The sequence below is a fragment of the Streptomyces hamibioticus genome (assembly GCF_047946815.1).
In the GTDB taxonomy this organism is placed as follows: Bacteria; Actinomycetota; Actinomycetes; order Streptomycetales; family Streptomycetaceae; genus Streptomyces.
In genome coordinates this window covers 4,537,454-4,554,436 of the sequence record NZ_JBKKQY010000001.1, presented here as the reverse complement: position 1 = coordinate 4,554,436, position 16,983 = coordinate 4,537,454, and the positions used below count along the sequence as shown (strand labels likewise).

Annotated in this window: 17 protein-coding genes and 1 pseudogene; 9 read left to right on the top strand and 9 right to left on the bottom strand. The window is 72.0% G+C overall.

Annotation, left to right across the window (positions count from 1 at the left end; all coding sequences use genetic code 11):
- Positions 1-12: 12 nt before the first annotated feature.
- On the top strand, positions 13-444 hold the full coding sequence (locus ACLGIH_RS20820; RefSeq protein ID WP_416526771.1) for a spore-associated protein A: 432 nt from the start codon (positions 13-15) through the stop codon (positions 442-444).
- An 88-nt stretch (positions 445-532) separates the two neighbouring features.
- Here ACLGIH_RS20820 and ACLGIH_RS20815 read toward each other — a convergent pair whose 3' ends face one another.
- Positions 533-1,561 carry a glycosyltransferase family 2 protein gene (locus ACLGIH_RS20815; protein ID WP_416526770.1) on the bottom strand — a complete coding sequence of 343 codons (1,029 nt, stop codon included), beginning with the start codon at positions 1,559-1,561 and terminating at the stop codon, positions 533-535.
- A gap of 145 nt (positions 1,562-1,706) precedes the next feature.
- Here ACLGIH_RS20815 and ACLGIH_RS20810 point away from each other — a divergent pair, with 145 nt between their 5' ends.
- Positions 1,707-3,212, top strand: coding sequence for an LCP family protein (locus ACLGIH_RS20810; protein ID WP_473246759.1), 1,506 nt, complete (start codon positions 1,707-1,709; stop codon positions 3,210-3,212).
- Between the two features lie 24 nt (positions 3,213-3,236).
- Here ACLGIH_RS20810 and ACLGIH_RS20805 read toward each other — a convergent pair whose 3' ends face one another.
- A complete protein-coding gene (locus ACLGIH_RS20805) occupies positions 3,237-4,535 on the bottom strand; it encodes an LCP family protein (RefSeq protein ID WP_416526769.1) in 1,299 nt (432 codons plus the stop codon).
- Positions 4,536-4,654: 119 nt separating this feature from the next.
- On the opposite strand from ACLGIH_RS20805, the gene ACLGIH_RS20800 reads away from it, so the two are divergent.
- Both ACLGIH_RS20800 and ACLGIH_RS20795 read left to right on the top strand, forming a co-directional pair.
- The gene (locus ACLGIH_RS20800; protein WP_416526768.1) at positions 4,655-5,221 is read left to right on the top strand and encodes an acyl-CoA thioesterase; all 567 of its coding nucleotides are present in this window, start codon (positions 4,655-4,657) and stop codon (positions 5,219-5,221) included.
- A gap of 182 nt (positions 5,222-5,403) precedes the next feature.
- Positions 5,404-6,192, top strand: coding sequence for a hypothetical protein (locus ACLGIH_RS20795; RefSeq protein WP_416526767.1), 789 nt, complete (start codon positions 5,404-5,406; stop codon positions 6,190-6,192).
- A 63-nt stretch (positions 6,193-6,255) separates the two neighbouring features.
- Here ACLGIH_RS20795 and ACLGIH_RS20790 read toward each other — a convergent pair whose 3' ends face one another.
- Positions 6,256-7,413 (bottom strand): acyl-CoA dehydrogenase, encoded by a 1,158-nt coding sequence (locus tag ACLGIH_RS20790; protein ID WP_416526766.1) that lies wholly within the window; start codon positions 7,411-7,413, stop codon positions 6,256-6,258.
- Positions 7,414-7,604: 191 nt separating this feature from the next.
- On the opposite strand from ACLGIH_RS20790, the gene ACLGIH_RS20785 reads away from it, so the two are divergent.
- On the top strand, positions 7,605-8,948 hold the full coding sequence (locus tag ACLGIH_RS20785) for a UDP-glucose dehydrogenase family protein (RefSeq protein ID WP_416526765.1): 1,344 nt from the start codon (positions 7,605-7,607) through the stop codon (positions 8,946-8,948).
- 240 nt (positions 8,949-9,188) lie between these two features.
- On the opposite strand, the gene ACLGIH_RS20780 is transcribed toward ACLGIH_RS20785, so the two are convergent.
- On the bottom strand, positions 9,189-9,701 hold the full coding sequence (locus ACLGIH_RS20780; RefSeq protein ID WP_416526764.1) for a CGNR zinc finger domain-containing protein: 513 nt from the start codon (positions 9,699-9,701) through the stop codon (positions 9,189-9,191).
- Between the two features lie 92 nt (positions 9,702-9,793).
- Here ACLGIH_RS20780 and ACLGIH_RS20775 point away from each other — a divergent pair, with 92 nt between their 5' ends.
- Together ACLGIH_RS20775 and ACLGIH_RS20770 are read left to right on the top strand one after the other, a co-directional pair.
- Positions 9,794-10,162, top strand: a complete 369-nt coding sequence (locus tag ACLGIH_RS20775) for a VOC family protein (protein WP_416526763.1) — start codon at positions 9,794-9,796, stop codon at positions 10,160-10,162.
- Between the two features lie 41 nt (positions 10,163-10,203).
- Positions 10,204-10,596, top strand: a complete 393-nt coding sequence (locus ACLGIH_RS20770; protein ID WP_416526762.1) for a VOC family protein — start codon at positions 10,204-10,206, stop codon at positions 10,594-10,596.
- Between the two features lie 36 nt (positions 10,597-10,632).
- Here ACLGIH_RS20770 and ACLGIH_RS20765 read toward each other — a convergent pair whose 3' ends face one another.
- Positions 10,633-11,763: a dipeptidase gene (locus tag ACLGIH_RS20765; protein ID WP_416526761.1), complete on the bottom strand. Its 1,131-nt coding sequence runs from the start codon at positions 11,761-11,763 to the stop codon at positions 10,633-10,635.
- A gap of 121 nt (positions 11,764-11,884) precedes the next feature.
- Positions 11,885-12,238, bottom strand: a pseudogene (locus tag ACLGIH_RS20760) (MerR family transcriptional regulator); the annotation flags it as partial.
- A 55-nt stretch (positions 12,239-12,293) separates the two neighbouring features.
- Here ACLGIH_RS20760 and ACLGIH_RS20755 point away from each other — a divergent pair.
- Positions 12,294-13,427, top strand: coding sequence for an alkene reductase (locus ACLGIH_RS20755; RefSeq protein WP_416526760.1), 1,134 nt, complete (start codon positions 12,294-12,296; stop codon positions 13,425-13,427).
- Here ACLGIH_RS20755 and ACLGIH_RS20750 read toward each other — a convergent pair.
- The 3 genes from ACLGIH_RS20750 to ACLGIH_RS20740 are packed head-to-tail and all read right to left on the bottom strand — an operon-like array spanning position 13,376 to position 16,220.
- Positions 13,376-14,554 (bottom strand): dipeptidase, encoded by a 1,179-nt coding sequence (locus ACLGIH_RS20750; protein ID WP_416529436.1) that lies wholly within the window; start codon positions 14,552-14,554, stop codon positions 13,376-13,378. The genes ACLGIH_RS20755 and ACLGIH_RS20750 overlap by 52 nt on opposite strands.
- 5 nt (positions 14,555-14,559) lie before the next feature.
- Entirely contained in the window at positions 14,560-15,084 is a 525-nt protein-coding gene (gene purE / locus ACLGIH_RS20745; protein WP_416526759.1) for a 5-(carboxyamino)imidazole ribonucleotide mutase, read from the bottom strand.
- A complete protein-coding gene (locus ACLGIH_RS20740) occupies positions 15,081-16,220 on the bottom strand; it encodes a 5-(carboxyamino)imidazole ribonucleotide synthase (protein ID WP_416526758.1) in 1,140 nt (379 codons plus the stop codon). Before ACLGIH_RS20740 ends, purE begins: the two co-directional genes overlap by 4 nt.
- A 154-nt stretch (positions 16,221-16,374) precedes the next feature.
- Here ACLGIH_RS20740 and ACLGIH_RS20735 point away from each other — a divergent pair, with 154 nt between their 5' ends.
- Positions 16,375-16,956: a GtrA family protein gene (locus ACLGIH_RS20735; protein WP_416526757.1), complete on the top strand. Its 582-nt coding sequence runs from the start codon at positions 16,375-16,377 to the stop codon at positions 16,954-16,956.
- Positions 16,957-16,983 lie beyond the last annotated feature (27 nt).

Below are 16,983 nucleotides of genomic sequence, written 5' to 3'. Positions count from 1 at the left end.
GGATAACCAATCATGCTCAGTGACAAGCGACTTGGCTCGGCATCGGTCGTCCTCGGTCTGACCGTCGCCGGAACGATCGCCGCCACCGGCACTGCCGCGGCCGCGTCCTACAACGGCGCCTGCGGATCCGGTTACAGCGTGATCGACTCCATGGACCCCTACGACGGGCACACCTTCCTCACCTACAACAGCTCCAACGGCTACAACGGCTACAACTGCGTCGTCACCGTCAGCGACCGCCCGGGCACCGCGATGTACCTGGACGCCAGGCTGCGGCTCTCCCGGAACGACACCGTGTGGAAGTCCAGCGAAATGGACGCGGGTACCTACAAGTACTACGCGGGCCCCGTCTACGTGTACGCCCGGAACTCCTGCGTCGACTGGGGCAGCGAGGCCGGTGCGCACAGCCACGTCCGGATCCAGTACGACGACCACTGCGGCTGACCCTCCGTCACCGAGCCGCTCTCACGACGAAGGCCCTTCCGAACGCAGTGGTGCGGAAGGGCCTTCGCCCTGTCGGCCGGAGGCGCGCTCAGGCCCGCGTCGGCACCGCCGGCCGGCGCGACGCGATGACCTTCCTCGCCAGCGACCGCGGGCTGGTCAGAAAACCCCAGCCCCACGACATGTGCATGGTCACCAGCGCGACCGGGATCTGCAGCCGCGCCTTCACCGGCAGCCCCTTGCCGGCCGGTACCGACCCGGCGGCGATGGCGGCCAGGTAGCCACCGGGGATCACGAAGCCCCACGGCGTGAGCGCGGCGCCGGCCACCAGGCCGGCCGCTATCGCGCACACCGCCGTGGGCGGGGCGAGGTAGCGCAGGTTCATGGAGCCGGAGTGGTAGCGGGCGACCACGTGCCGCCAGCGGCCGTAGTCCTTGTACTGCTTGGCCAGCGCCCGCACGCTCGGCCGCGGCCGGTAGGACACCTTCAGCTCCGGCGAGAACCAGATCAGCCCGCCGGCCTCGCGGATGCGGAAGTTCAGCTCCCAGTCCTGGGCGCGGATGAACTCCTCGTTGTAGCCGCCCTGCTGCTCCAGCGCCTCGCGCCGGAACACACCGAGGTAGACCGTCTCGGCCGGGCCCGCCTGGCCGCCGGTGTGGAAGGCTGCGTTGCCGACGCCGATCCTCGACGTCATGGCGGCGGCCACCGCGTGCTCCCAGTCGTTCTCGCCCTCGGCGTGCATGATGCCGCCGACGTTCTGCGCGCCGGTCTCCTCCAGGAGTCGTACGGCGGTGGCGATGTAGTTCGGCGACAGCATGCCGTGACCGTCGACGCGGACGACGACCGGGTGGCTGGAGGCCTTGATCGCGGCGTTCAGCGCGGCCGGGGTACGCCCGGTGGGGTTGGGCACGGTGTGCACCCGCGGGTCCTCGCGGACCAGCTCGGCGGCGATCTCGTCCGTGCGGTCCGTGGACGGACCGAGGGCGATCACGACCTCCATCTCACCGGCGTACTCCTGCGCGAGGATGGCGCGGACGGCGCCGCGCAGATGCCGCTCCTCGTTGAGGACGGGCATGATCACGGAAACGGCGGGGAGCCGCACGTCGGACTTGGCGTTCATCGGTGCTCACGTTACCGCGAACGGGGGACACCGGTGCGCGCCGCGGGGGCGCTGCCCCGGGCAGCAGATCGTATCGGCCTACCGTGCTCAGGGTTCCCACGTCCGGCCGCAGCCCGTACGGGCCCGTCCTCGCGGAGGTGTCCCCTTGCCCAAGCCGCCCCGCTCCCCCGCTCCCCGGGTCCCGGCCGCGCCCGCGCGGGGCGGCCCCCCGCCGCAGCGGCGGCGCCCGCAGGCTGCCCGGCGGGCGCCCGTGCGGCGCAGACGTCCGCGCTGGGCCATGCGGACGGTGACCGCGCTGTCCGTGGTGGTGCTGGCCTCCGCCGGGATCGGGCACGCCGTGCTGTCCACGCTGGACGCGGACATCTCCCGGGTGGACGCCTTCAAGGACATGAAGAACCGCCCGGCGGCCGGCCACGGCATGAACGTCCTGCTGGTCGGCACCGACGGCCGGGAGAAGATCTCCGCTGAGGAGCGGAGGAAGTACCGGCTCGGCGGCGCACCCTGCCACTGCACCGACACGATCATGATCGTGCACATCTCGGAGAACCGGGACCGCGCCAGCGTGGTCAGCCTGCCCCGCGACTCGTACGCCATGACGCCGCCGCACACCGACCGGAACTCCGGCAAACGGCACGGCGGGCACCCGCTCAAGCTGAACGCCGCGTACGCCGAGGGCGGGCCGCGGCTGACGATCCGCACCGTGGAGAACATGACCCGCGTGAAGATCGACCACTATCTGGAGGTCGACTTCACCAGCTTCATGCAGACGGTCGACGTGCTCGGCGGGGTGGAGATCTGCACCGCCGAGCCGCTCAAGGACAGTCACAGCGGGCTCGACCTGCCGTCCGGCACCCACACCCTGATGGGCGGCCAGGCCCTGCAGTACGTCCGCGCCCGGCACGTCGACGGCGCCTCGGACCTGAGCCGGATGAAGCGCCAGCAGCGCTTCCTGGCCGCCCTCATCGACCGGGCCACGTCCTCCGGGATCCTGCTGAACCCGATCAAGTTCCGGGACATCACCCGCGCGGTGCTCGGCTCGGTCCGCGCCGACAAGGGCTTCGGCACCGACGAACTGCTGGCCCTGGGCCGGGCCATGCGGAACTTCTCCCCCTCGTCCTCGGAGTTCACGACCGTGCCCATCGGGCAGATGGGGTACGCCGTGAAGGGCGTCGGCTCGACCCTGAAGTGGGACCCGGTCAAGTCCGAGCGGGTCTTCCGGGCGCTGCGCGAGGACAAGCCGCTGACCCCGCCCCGGCCGAGGCCCGGGAAGCAGGCGGTGCGCGTCCCGGTGGACCCCCGGCAGATCCGCGTCCAGATCGAGAACGGCACCCGCACGCCCGGGCTCGGCAAGCGCGTCGACAGGGCCCTCGCGGCGACCGGGTTCCGCACCACGGGGGCTCCGGTCAACGCGGCGGCCCCCTCCGTGGAGCGGACGATCGTCGCCTACGACCCCCGCTGGGACCGTTCGGCCAAGTCGCTGGCCGCCGCGCTGCCCGGCAGCGAACTGCGGGCGGTCAAGGGCCTGGGCCCGACGCTGAAGGTGATCGCGGGCGCCGGCTTCAAGGAGGTGCGCACGGTGCGGCCCGAGGAGCCGCCGCAGAAGCCGGGCACGGTCGTACGGGGCGACGAGGTGGTCTGCGGCAAGCCCTGACGCCCGGCGACGGCGGCCGGCGGCTCACTTGCCGGAGACGGTGACCTTCTCGTCGTTCTTCAGCTGGTCCACCAGCTGCTTCACCTTGGCGGTGTCCCACTGGAGGTTGCCGTTGGCGGCGTTGCCCGCGATCGGCATGTTCATGGAGGTGCCGTCGCCGCCGCTGACGCCCTTCATCGCCCAGAACATGCCGGCCAGGTCGAACAGGCCCATGTCCTTGTCGACGATGAGCGAGTCCAGACCGGCGCCCATGGTCGGGTAGAGCCGGAAGGGGTTCAGGACGGTGGACGGGGTGGCCACCTGGCTCGCCAGGGCCGACAGGAACTTCTGCTGGTTCTTCGTGCGGTCCAGGTCGGAGCCCTTCAACGCGTACCGGGTGCGCACGAAGGCCAGGGCCTCCTGGCCGTCCAGGGTCTGCTTGCCCTTCTTCAGGTCGGCGCCGGACTTGGTGTCCTTGATGTCCTGCGGGATGTCCATCTCGACGCCGCCGACCGCGTCCACGATGTTGGCGAAGCCGGCGAAGCCGATCTCGACGTAGTGGTCGATGCGCAGGCCGGTGTTGTGCTCGACGGTGCGCACCAGCAGCTCGGGGCCGTCCTCGGCGTAGGCGGCGTTCAGCTTCACCTGCCGGCCGGTGCCCTCGTAGCGCTTGCCTGAGTCGGAGCCGACGAAGGACGGGATCTCCACGTTGGAGTCGCGGGGCAGGGAGATCAGCGTGGGGCCGTTGTCGCCGGTGTGCAGGATCATCATCGAGTCCGTGCGCTTGCCCTCGGCGGAACCGGTGTGCAGGTCCTTCTTCTGCTGGTCGGTCATGCCCTCGCGGCTGTCGGAGCCGACGATGAGGTAGTTCGTGCCCTCACCCGCCTCGGGCCGGTCGATGACCTTGGAGAGGTCGACCTCGCGGTTGAGCTTGGAGTCGGCCCAGAAGTAGGTGCCGACGAACGTGACGACCAGCACGGTCGCCAGGGTGATGGCCGTCAGCTTGATGCGTCTGCCCCAGTTCGGCGCGGGCCGCGGGCCGCCCGGGCCGGGACCGGCGGGGCCCCGGCCGCCGGGACTGCCGTAGACCTGGCCGGTGTTGTAGCCGCTGTCGTACCCGCCGGGACCGGCATGGCCGTAGCCGTCGTGGCCGCGGCCGTCGACGTACGACGGCTGCTGCGGAACGCCGCCGTACGGCGGTGCGGCCGGGGCCGGGCCGGGCGCCGCGGGGCCGCGGCGGATCTGCCGCATCACGCGGGCGCTCTCGGGCTGTGCGCTCGCGCTGCCGCGTCCGTACCGGCTGCCGCGGTTGTCGCCGGACCATCCCTCGGGCCAATCACTCATGCGCCCCAGTGTGCCGGTCGGCGCTGGGCGGCGGACAAGAGTCGTCGGAAAACAGGGGCAGTGCTGTTGCGAAGCTGACACAAATCACACCCATGTCGCCTCGGCATAAGGTGGAGGCCATGACAGACCAGGCACACCAGGCCTCGGCCGCCGAGTCGGGCACCCCGGAGATCCCGGGCAAGCCGACCTCGGCCTCCCGTACCACCCTCAGCCACATCATGACCCACAGCGACACCAACCTCCTGGGCACGGTGCACGGCGGAGTGATCATGAAATTGGTCGACGACGCGGCCGGCGCCGTCGCCGGGCGGCACTCCGGCGGTCCCGCCGTCACCGCCTCCATGGACCAGATGGCGTTCCTCGAACCGGTCCGCGTCGGCGACCTCGTCCATGTGAAGGCCCAGGTCAACTGGACCGGCCGGACCTCGATGGAGGTCGGCGTACGGGTGCTGGCCGAGCGCTGGAACGAGTCCACCCCGCCCACCCAGGTCGGCTCGGCGTACCTGGTGTTCGCCGCGGTGGACGCCGACGGCAAGCCGCGTCAGGTGCCGCCGGTCATTCCCGAGACCGAGCGGGACAAGCGGCGCTACCAGGAGGCCCAGATCCGCCGCACCCACCGCCTGGCCCGGCGCCGCGCGATCCTGGAACTGCGCCGGCAGCGGGCGGCGGAGGGGTTCGAGGACTGACCGGCTGACCGGCTGACCGGCTGACCGGCTGACCCGCCTCGCCCGCCCGCTGGATCCGGGCCGCTCGCTGCCCCGGTCCGGCAATCCGGTGGGCCGTGGGTTGCCGGTGGCGGGCATGGGCGGCCATCCGTCCGACGTGCTCGAATGCGCCTACGGGGGACGAGAGCGGTGAGGGGGGCACAGTGGGAGCCGGGGAGAACAAGACGGTCGGGGCCGTGGTGTGGCTGATGCTCGCCATCGCGGCTCTCGGCGTGGGCGGGGCGACGGCCGGAGAGATCGGCGGCGCGCTGGAGCGGGAGCGCGAGTTCCGTGCCGCGCCGCCGTGCCGTTCCGTTCCGGTGGAGGCGTCGGGGTGTCTGTGGGAGCAGAAGTACACCGTCCGGTCGGCCGACACCAACCGCATGAAGCGGAGCGAGCCGCCGGAGGCGAAGCTGCTGCTGCCGTCCGGTGAGCCCTGGGAGGTGACGTTCCGGGACACCGGCCCCGTGGTGTCGGAGCTGGAGCCGGGCGACGAGGTCGTCGGCATCGTCTGGCACGGTCAGGTCGTCGAGCTGCGCGCCGAAGGACTGCGGCAGCAGACCTCCGCCGGGCCCGTGAACTGGGGCGCGGACCGCCTCGGCGGCGCGCTCGCCTGCTTCTCGTTCGGCGCGACGGCCCTCGTCGGAGCGGTCTGGGCACTGGTCGCGCGGCGCAACCGGCGGCACCGGGCGGCGGCGACCGTGGTGCGGTGGCACGGCGTCGCCCTGGCCGTCGTGGCGATCATGGCCCTGTGGGCGCAGGCGGGCAACGACTGGCCCATGTGGTCGCTCCCGGTGATCTGGGGATCGTTCGCGGTGCTCCTGCTGGCCTCCATGACGGCCTTCGTCATCGCCGCCCTGCGCGGCGACCTGACCGGCGCCATCGCGTCCGCGCCGCGGACCCCTCCGCCGGCGAAGGGCCCTCCGGGCCCGGCCCCGCGTGTCCACGAGTAGCGGGGGAACCAAGGAGCGGGGGCGCCCGGAACCGGGCACCCCCGCCGTCGGCTCGGCCCGCCGTTACGGCAGGTTCCTGGCCATCACGATCCGCTGCACCTGGTTCGTGCCCTCATAGATCTGCGTGATCTTGGCGTCGCGCATCATGCGCTCCACCGGGTAGTCGCGCGTGTAGCCGTAGCCGCCGAGGAGCTGGACGGCGTCCGTGGTGACCTCCATGGCCACGTCCGAGGCGAAGCACTTGGCGGCGGCGCCCTGGAAGGTGAGGTCGCCGTCGCCCCGCTCGGACTTCGCGGCGGCGGCGTACGTGAGCTGGCGGGCGGCCTCGATCTTCATGGCCATGTCGGCGAGCATGAACTGGATGCCCTGGAAGTCGGCGATCGGCTTGCCGAACTGCTTGCGCTCCTGGACGTAGCCCTTGGCGTAGTCGAGGGCGCCCTGGGCGATGCCGAGGGCCTGGGCGGCGATGGTGATGCGGGTGTGGTCCAGCGTCTTCATCGCCGTGGCGAAGCCGGTGCCCTCCTCGCCGATCATGCGGTCGGCGGGGATGCGGACGTTGTCGAGGTAGACCTCGCGGGTCGGGGAGCCCTTGATGCCGAGCTTCTTCTCGGGGGCGCCGAAGGAGACGCCCTCGTCGGACTTCTCGACGACGAAGGCGGAGATGCCCTTGGAGCGCTTGGCGGGGTCGGTGACCGCCATGACCGTGTAGTACTCGGAGACGCCCGCGTTGGTGATCCAGCGCTTGACGCCGTTGAGGATCCAGTGGTCGCCGTCGCGGACCGCCTTGGTCTTCATGCCGGCGGCGTCGGAACCCGCGTCGGGCTCGGACAGGCAGTACGAGAACATCCCGTCGCCCTTGGCGAGCGGGGTCATGTACTTCTTCTTCAGCGCCTCGGAGCCGGAGAGGATCACCGGGAGGGAGCCCAGCTTGTTGACGGCCGGGATGAGGGAGGAGGACGCGCAGACGCGGGCCACCTCCTCGATCACGATGACCGTCGCGAGCGCGTCGGCGCCCGAGCCGCCGTACTCCTCGGGGACGTGGACGGCGTGCAGGTCGTTGGCCACCAGGGCGTCGAGGGCCTCCTGCGGGAAGCGGGCCTCCTCGTCCACGGCGGCGGCGTGCGGCGCGATCTTCGCCTCGGCCAGCGCGCGGACGGCGTCGCGGAGCATGTCGTGCTCCTCGGACGGGCGGTACAGGTCGAAGTCAGCCGATCCGGCCAAGGTCTCTCACGCTCCAAAACGCTGCGATGCTGGTCACGCTAACTACCGTTAAGTAACTCGAATTTTAGAGCTGCGTCCGTGGTCATGGATAGGTGAGCTTGACGACAGCGGGAAAGCTGCCCGTCAAGGCCCCGCCCCCGTGCCCGGTTATGCTCGGGCGCGCACGCCCGCCGTACACCCCTGGAGCATCCATGGCCATCAAGATCACCGTGATCGGCACCGGCTACCTCGGCGCGACCCATGCGGCGGCCATGGCGGAGCTGGGCTTCGAGGTCATGGGTCTTGACGTGGTGCCGGAGAAGATCGAGAAGCTCCGGCGCGGCGAGGTCCCGATGTACGAGCCGGGACTGGAGGAACTGCTGCGCCGGCACGTCACGGGGATCGAGGGCTCCAGCGGGCGGCTGCGGTTCACGACGGACTACGCCGAGCTGGCGGCCTTCGGCGACGTGCACTTCCTGTGTGTCAACACGCCGCAGAAGCACGGTGAGTACGCGTGCGACATGTCGTACGTCGACTCCGCGATCGCCTCGCTCGCCCCGCACCTGAAGGGGCCCGCCCTGGTCGTCGGCAAGTCGACCGTGCCCGTCGGCTCCGCCGACCGGCTGGCCGCCTACCTCGCCGGGCACGCGCCGGCCGGCGGGGACGCCGAGCTGGCCTGGAACCCGGAGTTCCTGCGCGAGGGCTTCGCCGTCCAGGACACGCTGCACCCGGACCGGATCGTGGTCGGGGTGCGCAGTGAGCGGGCCGAGAAGCTGCTGCGGGAGGTGTACGCGACGCCCGTCGCGGAGGGTTCGCCGTTCGTCGTCACCGACTTCCCCACCGCCGAGCTGGTGAAGACCGCCGCGAACTCCTTCCTCGCCACCAAGATCTCCTTCATCAACGCGATGGCGGAGGTGTGCGAGGCCGCGGGCGGGGACGTCGCCAAGCTGGCGGAGGCCATCGGGTACGACGACCGGATCGGCAAGAAGTTCCTGCGGGCCGGGATCGGGTTCGGCGGCGGGTGTCTGCCGAAGGACATCCGGGCGTTCATGGCGCGCGCCGGTGAGCTGGGCGCCGACCAGGCGCTGACCTTCCTGCGCGAGATCGACTCCATCAACATGCGCCAGCGCGGCCAGATGGTGGAGCTGACCCGGCAGGCCCTGGGCGGCGGTCCCTTCCTGGGCAAGCGGGTCGCGGTGCTCGGCGCGACCTTCAAGCCCGACTCCGACGACGTACGGGACTCCCCCGCCCTGAACGTCGCCGGGCAGGTCCACCTCCAGGGCGCCCAGGTGACGGTGTACGACCCGAAGGGCATGGAGAACGCCCAGCGGCTGTTCCCGACCCTCGGGTACGCCGACTCGGCGCTGGAGGCGGTGCGGGGCGCGGACGTGGTGCTGCACCTGACGGAGTGGCGGGAGTTCCGGGAGCTGGACCCGGAGGAGCTGGGCGCGGCCACGGCGGCCCGGGTGATCCTCGACGGGCGCAACGCGCTGGACGCGGAGGCGTGGCGGCGGGCCGGGTGGACGTACCGGGCGATGGGCCGCCCGACCGCCTGAACGCCCGGCCGGTTGGACGGCCGACCGCCTGAACGTCCGACCATCTGAACGGAGGCGCCGTCCGAGGAGACGGGTGACGCCGGTTCGGCCGAGGCTCAGTCGGCCGAACCGGCGTCGTGCTGCATTCTGCCCCACACCGGCCCGGGCGGCCGGGAAAACGGGCTGTGCGTCGCGCCTCGGTGCGCTCGTGCGGTGCGCCTCCGTGCGTCGCGCGGCAGGCGCCGCTTTCGCGACGGGCCCCTAGGCCCCTTTGGCCGCTGCCCGGTACCGGCGCATCTTCGCCCGCGCCCCGCACACCTGCATCGAGCACCAGCGACCGCGTCCGGCGGGGCTGCGGTCGTAGTACGCCCAGAGGCAGTCGGCGGCCTCACAGGCCTTGAGCCGGCTCCAGGTGCCCGCGACCAGGCTCTCGGCGACGGCGGCGGCGACCCGGGCGGGCAGCGGCCGGCCGTCGGCGGGGGCGAGGGCGGCGGAGCCGTCGGCCGCGTCGACCGTGACCACCAGCGGCGCGGCGGCCAGCAGCTCGCCCAGCGGGGTCACGGCGCGGTGCGGCGGGTGACCGGCGTGGGCGAGCAGGGCGGCGCGGAGCGACTCGCGCAGCTCGCGTACGTCCGGCAGGTCGTCCTCAGTGATCCCGAAACGCGCCCGGCCCTCCGGTGTGCCGAGCGAGTCGGCGCCCGTCTCGACGTCCAGTGTGTTCACCAGGGACTCGATCAGGGCGAGCCCTCCGGGTGCGGGCGACCTCTCACTCATGCTTGCGACGTTACCCCCGATAGGGCAGCATGCAGTAACCGTTACCGGTTACCCGCTCCTTGTGGGTAACCGAAGGCTTCGAGGAGGAAGTCATGGCTGTCGCCGAACTGGGCCCCGTGGTCCTGGACTGTCCCGACCCCCGCACACTGGCCGCCTTCTACGCCGAAGTGCTCGGCGGCACGATCGAGGAGAACGAGGTGGAACCGGAGTGGCTGGACCTGAAGCTGCCCGGCGGGCGGACACTCGCCTTCCAGGCCGCCCCCGGGTTCGTCCCGCCGCGGTGGCCGTCCCCCGAGCACTCGCAGCAGTTCCACCTGGACCTGAACGTGAAGGACCTGGACGCGGCGGAGAAGGCGGTGCTGGAGCTGGGCGCCCGGCCGCTGGACACCGAGGACCGCTCACGCGGCTTCCGGGTTTACGCGGACCCCGCCGGGCACCCGTTCTGTCTGTGTGCCTGCTGAGCGGGCGCCCGACACCGACCCGACACCGGGAGGAACACTTCATGGCACCCGTGGCGCGTGTGCGTTCCGTCGTCGTCGACTGCCCCGACCCACGTGAGCTGGCCCGCTTCTACGCGCAGGTGGCCGGTGGCACGCCCGAGGAGGGGGACCCCGACTGGGTGGTGCTCCAGGTGCCCGGCGGGCCCCGGATCTCCTTCCAGCGGGCACCGGGCCTCACCCCGCCGGAGTGGCCGCGCTCGGACCGCAACGCCCAGCAGTTCCACCTGGACTTCGACGCCGGGTCCACCTGGGAGGAGATCGACGCGGCCCACGAGAAGGTGCTGGCACTGGGCGCCCGGCCACTGGATCTGGAGGACCGGGAGAAGAAGGGCTTCCAGGTGTACGCCGATCCGGCCGGGCATCCGTTCTGCCTGTGCCGGATCGAGCACCCGTGAGGCCGTTGCGGGGCCCCAGCGCGACGCCGTCGGCGCCTATCCGTCGAGCTCGGTGATGGTTGCCGTGGACGGCCGGCGCCGCACCTGGGCGGCGCGGGCGGTGAACGCGGCGCCGCGCAGCACGCGCTGGACGTTGCCCCAGGTCAACAGGGCCACGTCGGCCTCGTCCCAGCCGCGCCGCAGGACCTCGGCGATGAGCCGGGGGTAGCAGGAGGCGTCGCCCAGCTCCAGCGGGTGCGCGGTGCCGGCGTCGTACGTGCCGGACAGCCCGACGCACCCGGGGCCGGCGACGTCGCGGATGTGGTCGAGGTGGTCGGCGACGTCGCGGACGGTCGGGCCGGTCTGCTCGGCGGTCAGCGGCACCAGGCACAGCCCCCCGGCCGCGCCCAGCTCGGCCAGCAGGTCGTCGGGCAGGTTGGCGGGGTGCGGGCGCAGGGCACGGGCGGCGGAGCGGCTGCACAGCGCCGGTGCCTTGGAGACGGCGAAGGTACGCCGGATGGTCTCCGGGGAGGCGCCGGAGAGGTCGGCGATCACGCCGAGCCGGTTCATCTCGCGGACCACCTCCTCGCCGAACCGGGTCAGCCCGGCCTCGCTTGCCCAGCCGGCCCCGGCCAGGGTCAGCACGCGCAGGCCGAGGGCGTGCAGTGCGCGGAGGGTGCCGAGCGAGTCGCCGAGGGCGGCGGCTCCGGCGGGTCCGAGCAGGACGGCGGTGCGGCCGCAGTTGCGGGCGTCGGTGGTCTGCCCGGCGTCGTAGGCCATCCGCAGCCCCTCGGGGTGGGCCTGGACCACCTGCTTGACCAGGTCCAGCTGCTCCAGGGTGGCGCCGACGGCCCGGTCGCCGTCGAGGCCGTCGGGCAGATGCAGCGACCAGAACAGCGCACCCACATGCCCCTGCCGCAGCCGCGGCACATCCGTGTCGACGGAGCTCTCGCCCTCTTCCAGGTCGTACCAGGGCAGGTGCTTGAGTGCCCAGGGCAGCCCGCTGTAGCCGTCGGCGACGGGATGGGCGGCCAGGACGGCGTGGGCCCGGGCCAGCGGCTCGTCGTCGGGGTCGGAGACGGGCGCGTACGGCTCCGGCGGAAAGGCCTCGGCGGGCAGCGGCACCGGCAGGTCGTCGAGCTCGCCGGCCTCGGCGGGCGGATGCAGGTCGTCCTGGAGGTCAGCCATGGCGGGCTCCGTACGGTCGTCGTGCAGTACCGTCACCGTCGCACGGAGCCGGGGACCCTTCCTGGCGGGCGGGGCGTTCGGGGGTACGTACGGCCCAGGGCCTGTCGGACAGGCCCTGGCGGCCGCGGGCCGCGTCGATCACCTCGTCCAGGGTGTCCCGGGACCGCACCAGGTCGGTGATCATGCGGTCGATGCGGTGGCGCTCGGCGGTGAGGTCGGCGACCAGTTTCGGCGTGGCGACGGACGAAGGGCCGCCGTCCGCGTCCCGCATGCAGGGCAGGAGCTGCGCGATCTTGCTGCTGCACAGCCCGGCCGCGTACAGCTCCTGGATCCGGACGACCCGGTCGACGGCCGCCTCCGGGTACGCGCGGTGTCCGCCGGGCGTCCGCTCGGCCGCGAGCAGGCCCTGCTGCTCGTAGTAGCGCAGTGACCGCTCGCTCACTCCGGTGCGCCGGGCCAGTTCACCGATCCGCATCCGTCCCACCCCCGGGCTTGATTCTGACATCAGTGTCAGGTTCTAGCGTACGGGCATGACGCAGACGCCAGCACTCTTCACACCCGCCCGACTGGGCCCGCTCACCCTTCCCAACCGCCTGCTGATGGCGCCGCTGACCCGGAACCGCGCCGCCGCCGACGGCACCCCGACCCCGCTCATGGCCACCTACTACGCCCAGCGCGCCTCCGCCGGGCTGATCATCGCCGAGGCAGCGACGCCCAACGCGGTCGGGCAGACGTACCCGAACATCACCGCCGTCCACACGCCGTCGCACGTGGCGGGCTGGCGGCGGATCACCGACGCGGTGCGCGACGCCGGGGGCGGCGGGATGTTCCTCCAGCTCCAGCACGGCGGCCGGGTCGGGCATACCGCCACCAGCGGGCTGACGCCGGTGGCGCCCTCACCGGTGCCGCTCCCCGAGACGGTCTTCACGCCCGGCGGGCACCGGGCGGCCGTCGTGCCGCGTGAGATGACGGCCGCGGACATCCGCGCCACCGTCGCCGACTTCGCGAAGGCGGCCCGCAATGCCCTCGACGCCGGCTTCGAGGGCGTGGAGGTGCACTCCGCCAACGGGCATCTGCTCCACCAGTTCCTGGCCCGCAACACCAACCACCGCACCGACGGCTACGGCGGACCGGTCCAGCGGCGCATCCGGTTCACGACGGAGGTCACGGAGGCGGTGGCCGCCGAGATCGGGGCCGACCGGGTGGGGCTGCGGGTCTCCCCCGGCAACACCGTCAACGGCATCGCGGAAGGTGAGACCGAGGAGATCTACCCGGCGCTCGCCGAACGGCTCGGCGGGCTGGGGCTGGCGTATCTGCACCTGGTGTACGCCGATCCGGACGCCCCCGTGTTCGAAAGGATCCGCGCCGCGTGGCCGGGGACGCTCGTCGCCAACCCGGTGCTGACGGAGATGTCCTCCGACGCCGTGCACCGCGCGTCCGGGCGGCTGCTGGCCGCCGGGGCCGACCTCATCGCCCTCGGCAGGCCCTTCCTGGCCAACCCCGACCTGGTCCGGCGCCTGCGGATCGGCGCACCGCTGAACCAGGTGCGGGACCGGTACCTGATGTACGTGGGCGGGGCCGACGGCTACACCGACTACCCCGCCCTCGGCGATCAGCCGTCGAGTTCTTCCAGGGTCGCGTTGGACGGCCCCCGCGTGGCCTGAAGGCCGCGGGCCACGTCCTCCGCCGCGCCCAGCACCCGGACCGCGTTCTGCCAGGTCAGCTTGGCCAGGTCGGTCTTCGACCAGCCGCGGTCGAGCAGCTCCGCGATCAGGTTGGGGTAACCGGAGACGTCGTTCAGGCCGTCGGGGGTGAAGGCCGTGCCGTCGTAGTCGCCGCCGATGCCGAGGTGGTCGATGCCGGCGACCTCGCGCATGTGGTCGAGGTGATCGGCGACCGTGGAGACGGTGGCGACCGGGCGCGGGGTGCGCTCCTCGAAGGCGCGGTGGATCTTCATCGCCTCGGGGCTGGTGTCGAGGTGGTGGAAGCCGTGCGCGCGCATGTTCTCGTCCGCGGCGGCCGTCCAGTCCACGGCCGCCTGGAGGACGAACTTCGGTACGAAGGTCACCATCGCCATGCCGCCGTTGGCGGGGAGGCGCTCCAGGACGTCGTCCGGAATGTTGCGGGGATGGTCGCACACGGCCCGGGCGGAGGAGTGGGAGAAGATCACCGGGGCCGTGGAGGTGTCCAGCGCGTCGCGCATCGTCGTCGCCGCCACGTGCGAGAGGTCGACCAGCATGCCGAGCCGGTTCATCTCCCGCACCACCTCCCGGCCGAAGGCCGACAGGCCGCCGGCGCGCGGCTCGTCCGTCGCCGAGTCCGCCCAGTCCACGTTGTCGTTGTGGGTGAGGGTCAGATAGCGCACGCCGAGCGCGTACAGGCCGCGCAGCGTGGCCAGGGAGTTGGCGATCGAGTGGCCGCCCTCGGCACCCATCAGCGAGGCGATGCGGCCCTCCGCCCGGGCCGCCTCCATGTCCGCGGCGGTGAACGCCGCGCGCAGCTCCCGCGGGTGGCGGTCGAGCAACTGCCGTACGCAGTCGATCTGCTCCAGCGTCGCCGGTACCGCGTCGGGCAGGTCCGAGCGGACGTACACCGACCAGTACTGCGCACCGACCCCGCCCGCCCGCAGCCGGGGCAGGTCGGTGCGCAGGTGGGCGGACTGGTCGCCGGCGATGTCGCGGGCGGCGAGGTCGTAGCGGACCTGCTCGCGCAGCGCCCAGGGCAGGTCGTTGTGACCGTCGACGACCGGGAACTCGCCGAGCAGCTCCCGGGCCCGGTCCAGGGACGTCACCCGCATCACTTCCCGAAGCCGAAGCCGGACGCGGAGCCGTCGACCTTGGAGCGCAGCCGGCGGCCCTTCTCGGTGGCCTGCTCGTTCAGCTCCTGCTGGAACTCCCGCATCCGGCCGAGCAGCTCCTCGTCGTGTGCGGCGAGCATCCGGGCGGCGAGCAGACCGGCGTTGCGGGCACCGCCGACGGAGACGGTGGCGACGGGGACCCCGGCCGGCATCTGCACGATGGACAGGAGGCTGTCCATGCCGTCCAGGTACTTCAGCGGCACCGGGACGCCGATGACCGGCAGAGGGGTGACCGAGGCGAGCATGCCGGGCAGATGGGCGGCGCCGCCCGCACCCGCGATGATCGCCTTCAGGCCGCGCCCGGCGGCCTCCTCGCCGTACGCGACCATCTCGCGCGGCATGCGGTGCGCCGAGACGACGTCGACCTCGTAGGGGATCTCGAACTCGTCGAGGGCCTTCGCGGCGGCCTCCATCACCGGCCAGTCGGAGTCCGACCCCATGACGATGCCAACAACAGGGCTCATTCGGTGATCGTGCCTCTCAGGTAGCCGGCTGCGTGACGGGCGCGTTCCAGCACGTCGTCCAGGTCGTCGCCGTAGGTGTTGACGTGGCCGACCTTGCGGCCGGGCTTCACGTCCTTGCCGTACATGTGGATCTTCAGCTGGGGGTCGCGGGCCATGCAGTGCAGGTACGCGGAGTACATGTCCGGGAAGTCGCCGCCGAGGACGTTGACCATCACCGTCCACTTCGCGCGCGGGCGCGGGTCGCCGAGGGGGAGGTCGAGGACGGCGCGGACGTGGTTGGCGAACTGGGAGGTGATGGCGCCGTCCATCGACCAGTGGCCGGAATTGTGCGGTCGCATCGCCAGCTCGTTGACCAGGATCCGCCCGTCGCGGGTCTGGAACAGCTCGACGGCGAGATGGCCGACGACGTCGAGCTCCTTGGCGATGTTCAGCGCCATCCGCTCGGCCTGCAGGGCGAGGGTCTCGTCCAGGCCGGGGGCGGGGGCGATGACCGTGTCGCAGACGCCGTTGACCTGGCGGGACTCCACCACCGGGTAGGCGACCGCCTGGCCGTGCGGGGAGCGGACGACGTTGGCCGCCAGCTCCCGTACGAAGCCGACCTTTTCCTCCGCGAGGACCGGGACGCCCGCGCGGAAGGGCTCGGCCGCCTCCGCCACGGAGTCCACGACCCACACGCCCTTGCCGTCGTAGCCGCCGCGGACGGTCTTGAGGACGACGGGGAAGCCGTCACCCTCCGCCGCGAAGGCGACGACGTCCTGCGGATCGGACACGATGCGGTGCCGCGGGCAGGGCACGCCGATCGCGTCGAGCTTGGCCCGCATCACACCCTTGTCCTGGGCGTGCACCAGCGCGTCGGGGCCGGGGCGCACGGGGATGCCGTCCGCCTCCAGGGCCCGTAGGTGCTCGGTGGGCACGTGTTCGTGATCGAAGGTGATCACGTCACAGCCGCGGGCGAACTCACGGAGCGTGTCCAGGTCGCGGTAGTCGCCGATGACGACATCGCCGACGACCTGCGCCGCTGAATCCTGAGGAGTGTCACTGAGAAGCTTGAACCTGATGCCCAGCGGGATGCCCGCCTCGTGTGTCATACGAGCGAGCTGGCCCCCGCCGACCATGCCGACTACCGGGAACGTCACACCCCTAGCGTATCGGCCACGACGGACCACCCCGTCTCCCGCCCTGTTCGGCGGCCTCCGCCCGGCCCCCGCCGCGGTCGGCAGGAAGATCGCGCGTCCGGGTGGTTAGCATGGCTGGGTTGACGCCAACCGACGGACGGGGGCCGGCACAACCATGGGACATGGTTCCTCGGGGCTTCCCTCGGTACCTCCCGCGCCACCGGGCGCGGTGCGGCAGCGGGTCGAGCGGCTCGTCCGTGAGGTCGTGAAGTTCGGCGCGGTGGGCGGAGCCGGGGTGCTGGTCAACCTCGGTGTCTTCAACCTCGTACGGCACACGACCGACCTCCAGGTGGTGCGGGCGAGCATCATCGCCACGATCGTCGCGATCGTCTTCAACTACCTGGGCTTCCGCTACTTCACCTACCGGGACCGCGACAAGACCCGCCGTACCCGCGAGATGTCGCTGTTCCTGGTGTTCAGCGCCGTCGGACTGGTGATCGAGAACGGCGTGCTCTTCACGGCGACGTACGGCTTCGGCTGGGACAGCCCGCTGCAGAGCAACATCTTCAAGTTCCTCGGCATCGGTCTCGGCACGCTGTTCCGCTTCTGGTCGTACCGCAGCTGGGTGTTCCGCGCGCTGCCGCCGCACGAGCCCGTGACCCGCGCGGAGTCCTTCCTGGAGCACGAGCAGCCGACGGCGGTGCGCGACGGCCGTGCGACGAGGGCCACACGGGTGGGCGCCGGCCGGCGACCGTAGGCGCGCGGCCCGGCGAGTGTCACCGCG

What these genes read in the sequence shown, in the direction of transcription:
- ACLGIH_RS20815 (WP_416526770.1), bottom strand. Translation starts at nt 1,561, where the DNA reads ATGAACGCCAAGTCCGACGTGCGGCTCCCCGCCGTTTCCGTGATCATG.
- ACLGIH_RS20800 (WP_416526768.1), top strand. Translation starts at nt 4,655, where the DNA reads ATGACAGACCAGGCACACCAGGCCTCGGCCGCCGAGTCGGGCACCCCG.
- ACLGIH_RS20755 (WP_416526760.1), top strand. Translation starts at nt 12,294, where the DNA reads ATGACGCAGACGCCAGCACTCTTCACACCCGCCCGACTGGGCCCGCTC.
- ACLGIH_RS20820 (WP_416526771.1), top strand. Translation starts at nt 13, where the DNA reads ATGCTCAGTGACAAGCGACTTGGCTCGGCATCGGTCGTCCTCGGTCTG.
- ACLGIH_RS20775 (WP_416526763.1), top strand. Translation starts at nt 9,794, where the DNA reads ATGGCTGTCGCCGAACTGGGCCCCGTGGTCCTGGACTGTCCCGACCCC.
- ACLGIH_RS20770 (WP_416526762.1), top strand. Translation starts at nt 10,204, where the DNA reads ATGGCACCCGTGGCGCGTGTGCGTTCCGTCGTCGTCGACTGCCCCGAC.
- ACLGIH_RS20765 (WP_416526761.1), bottom strand. Translation starts at nt 11,763, where the DNA reads ATGGCTGACCTCCAGGACGACCTGCATCCGCCCGCCGAGGCCGGCGAG.
- ACLGIH_RS20735 (WP_416526757.1), top strand. Translation starts at nt 16,375, where the DNA reads ATGGGACATGGTTCCTCGGGGCTTCCCTCGGTACCTCCCGCGCCACCG.
- ACLGIH_RS20805 (WP_416526769.1), bottom strand. Translation starts at nt 4,535, where the DNA reads ATGAGTGATTGGCCCGAGGGATGGTCCGGCGACAACCGCGGCAGCCGG.
- ACLGIH_RS20785 (WP_416526765.1), top strand. Translation starts at nt 7,605, where the DNA reads ATGGCCATCAAGATCACCGTGATCGGCACCGGCTACCTCGGCGCGACC.
- ACLGIH_RS20780 (WP_416526764.1), bottom strand. Translation starts at nt 9,701, where the DNA reads ATGAGTGAGAGGTCGCCCGCACCCGGAGGGCTCGCCCTGATCGAGTCC.
- purE (WP_416526759.1), bottom strand. Translation starts at nt 15,084, where the DNA reads ATGAGCCCTGTTGTTGGCATCGTCATGGGGTCGGACTCCGACTGGCCG.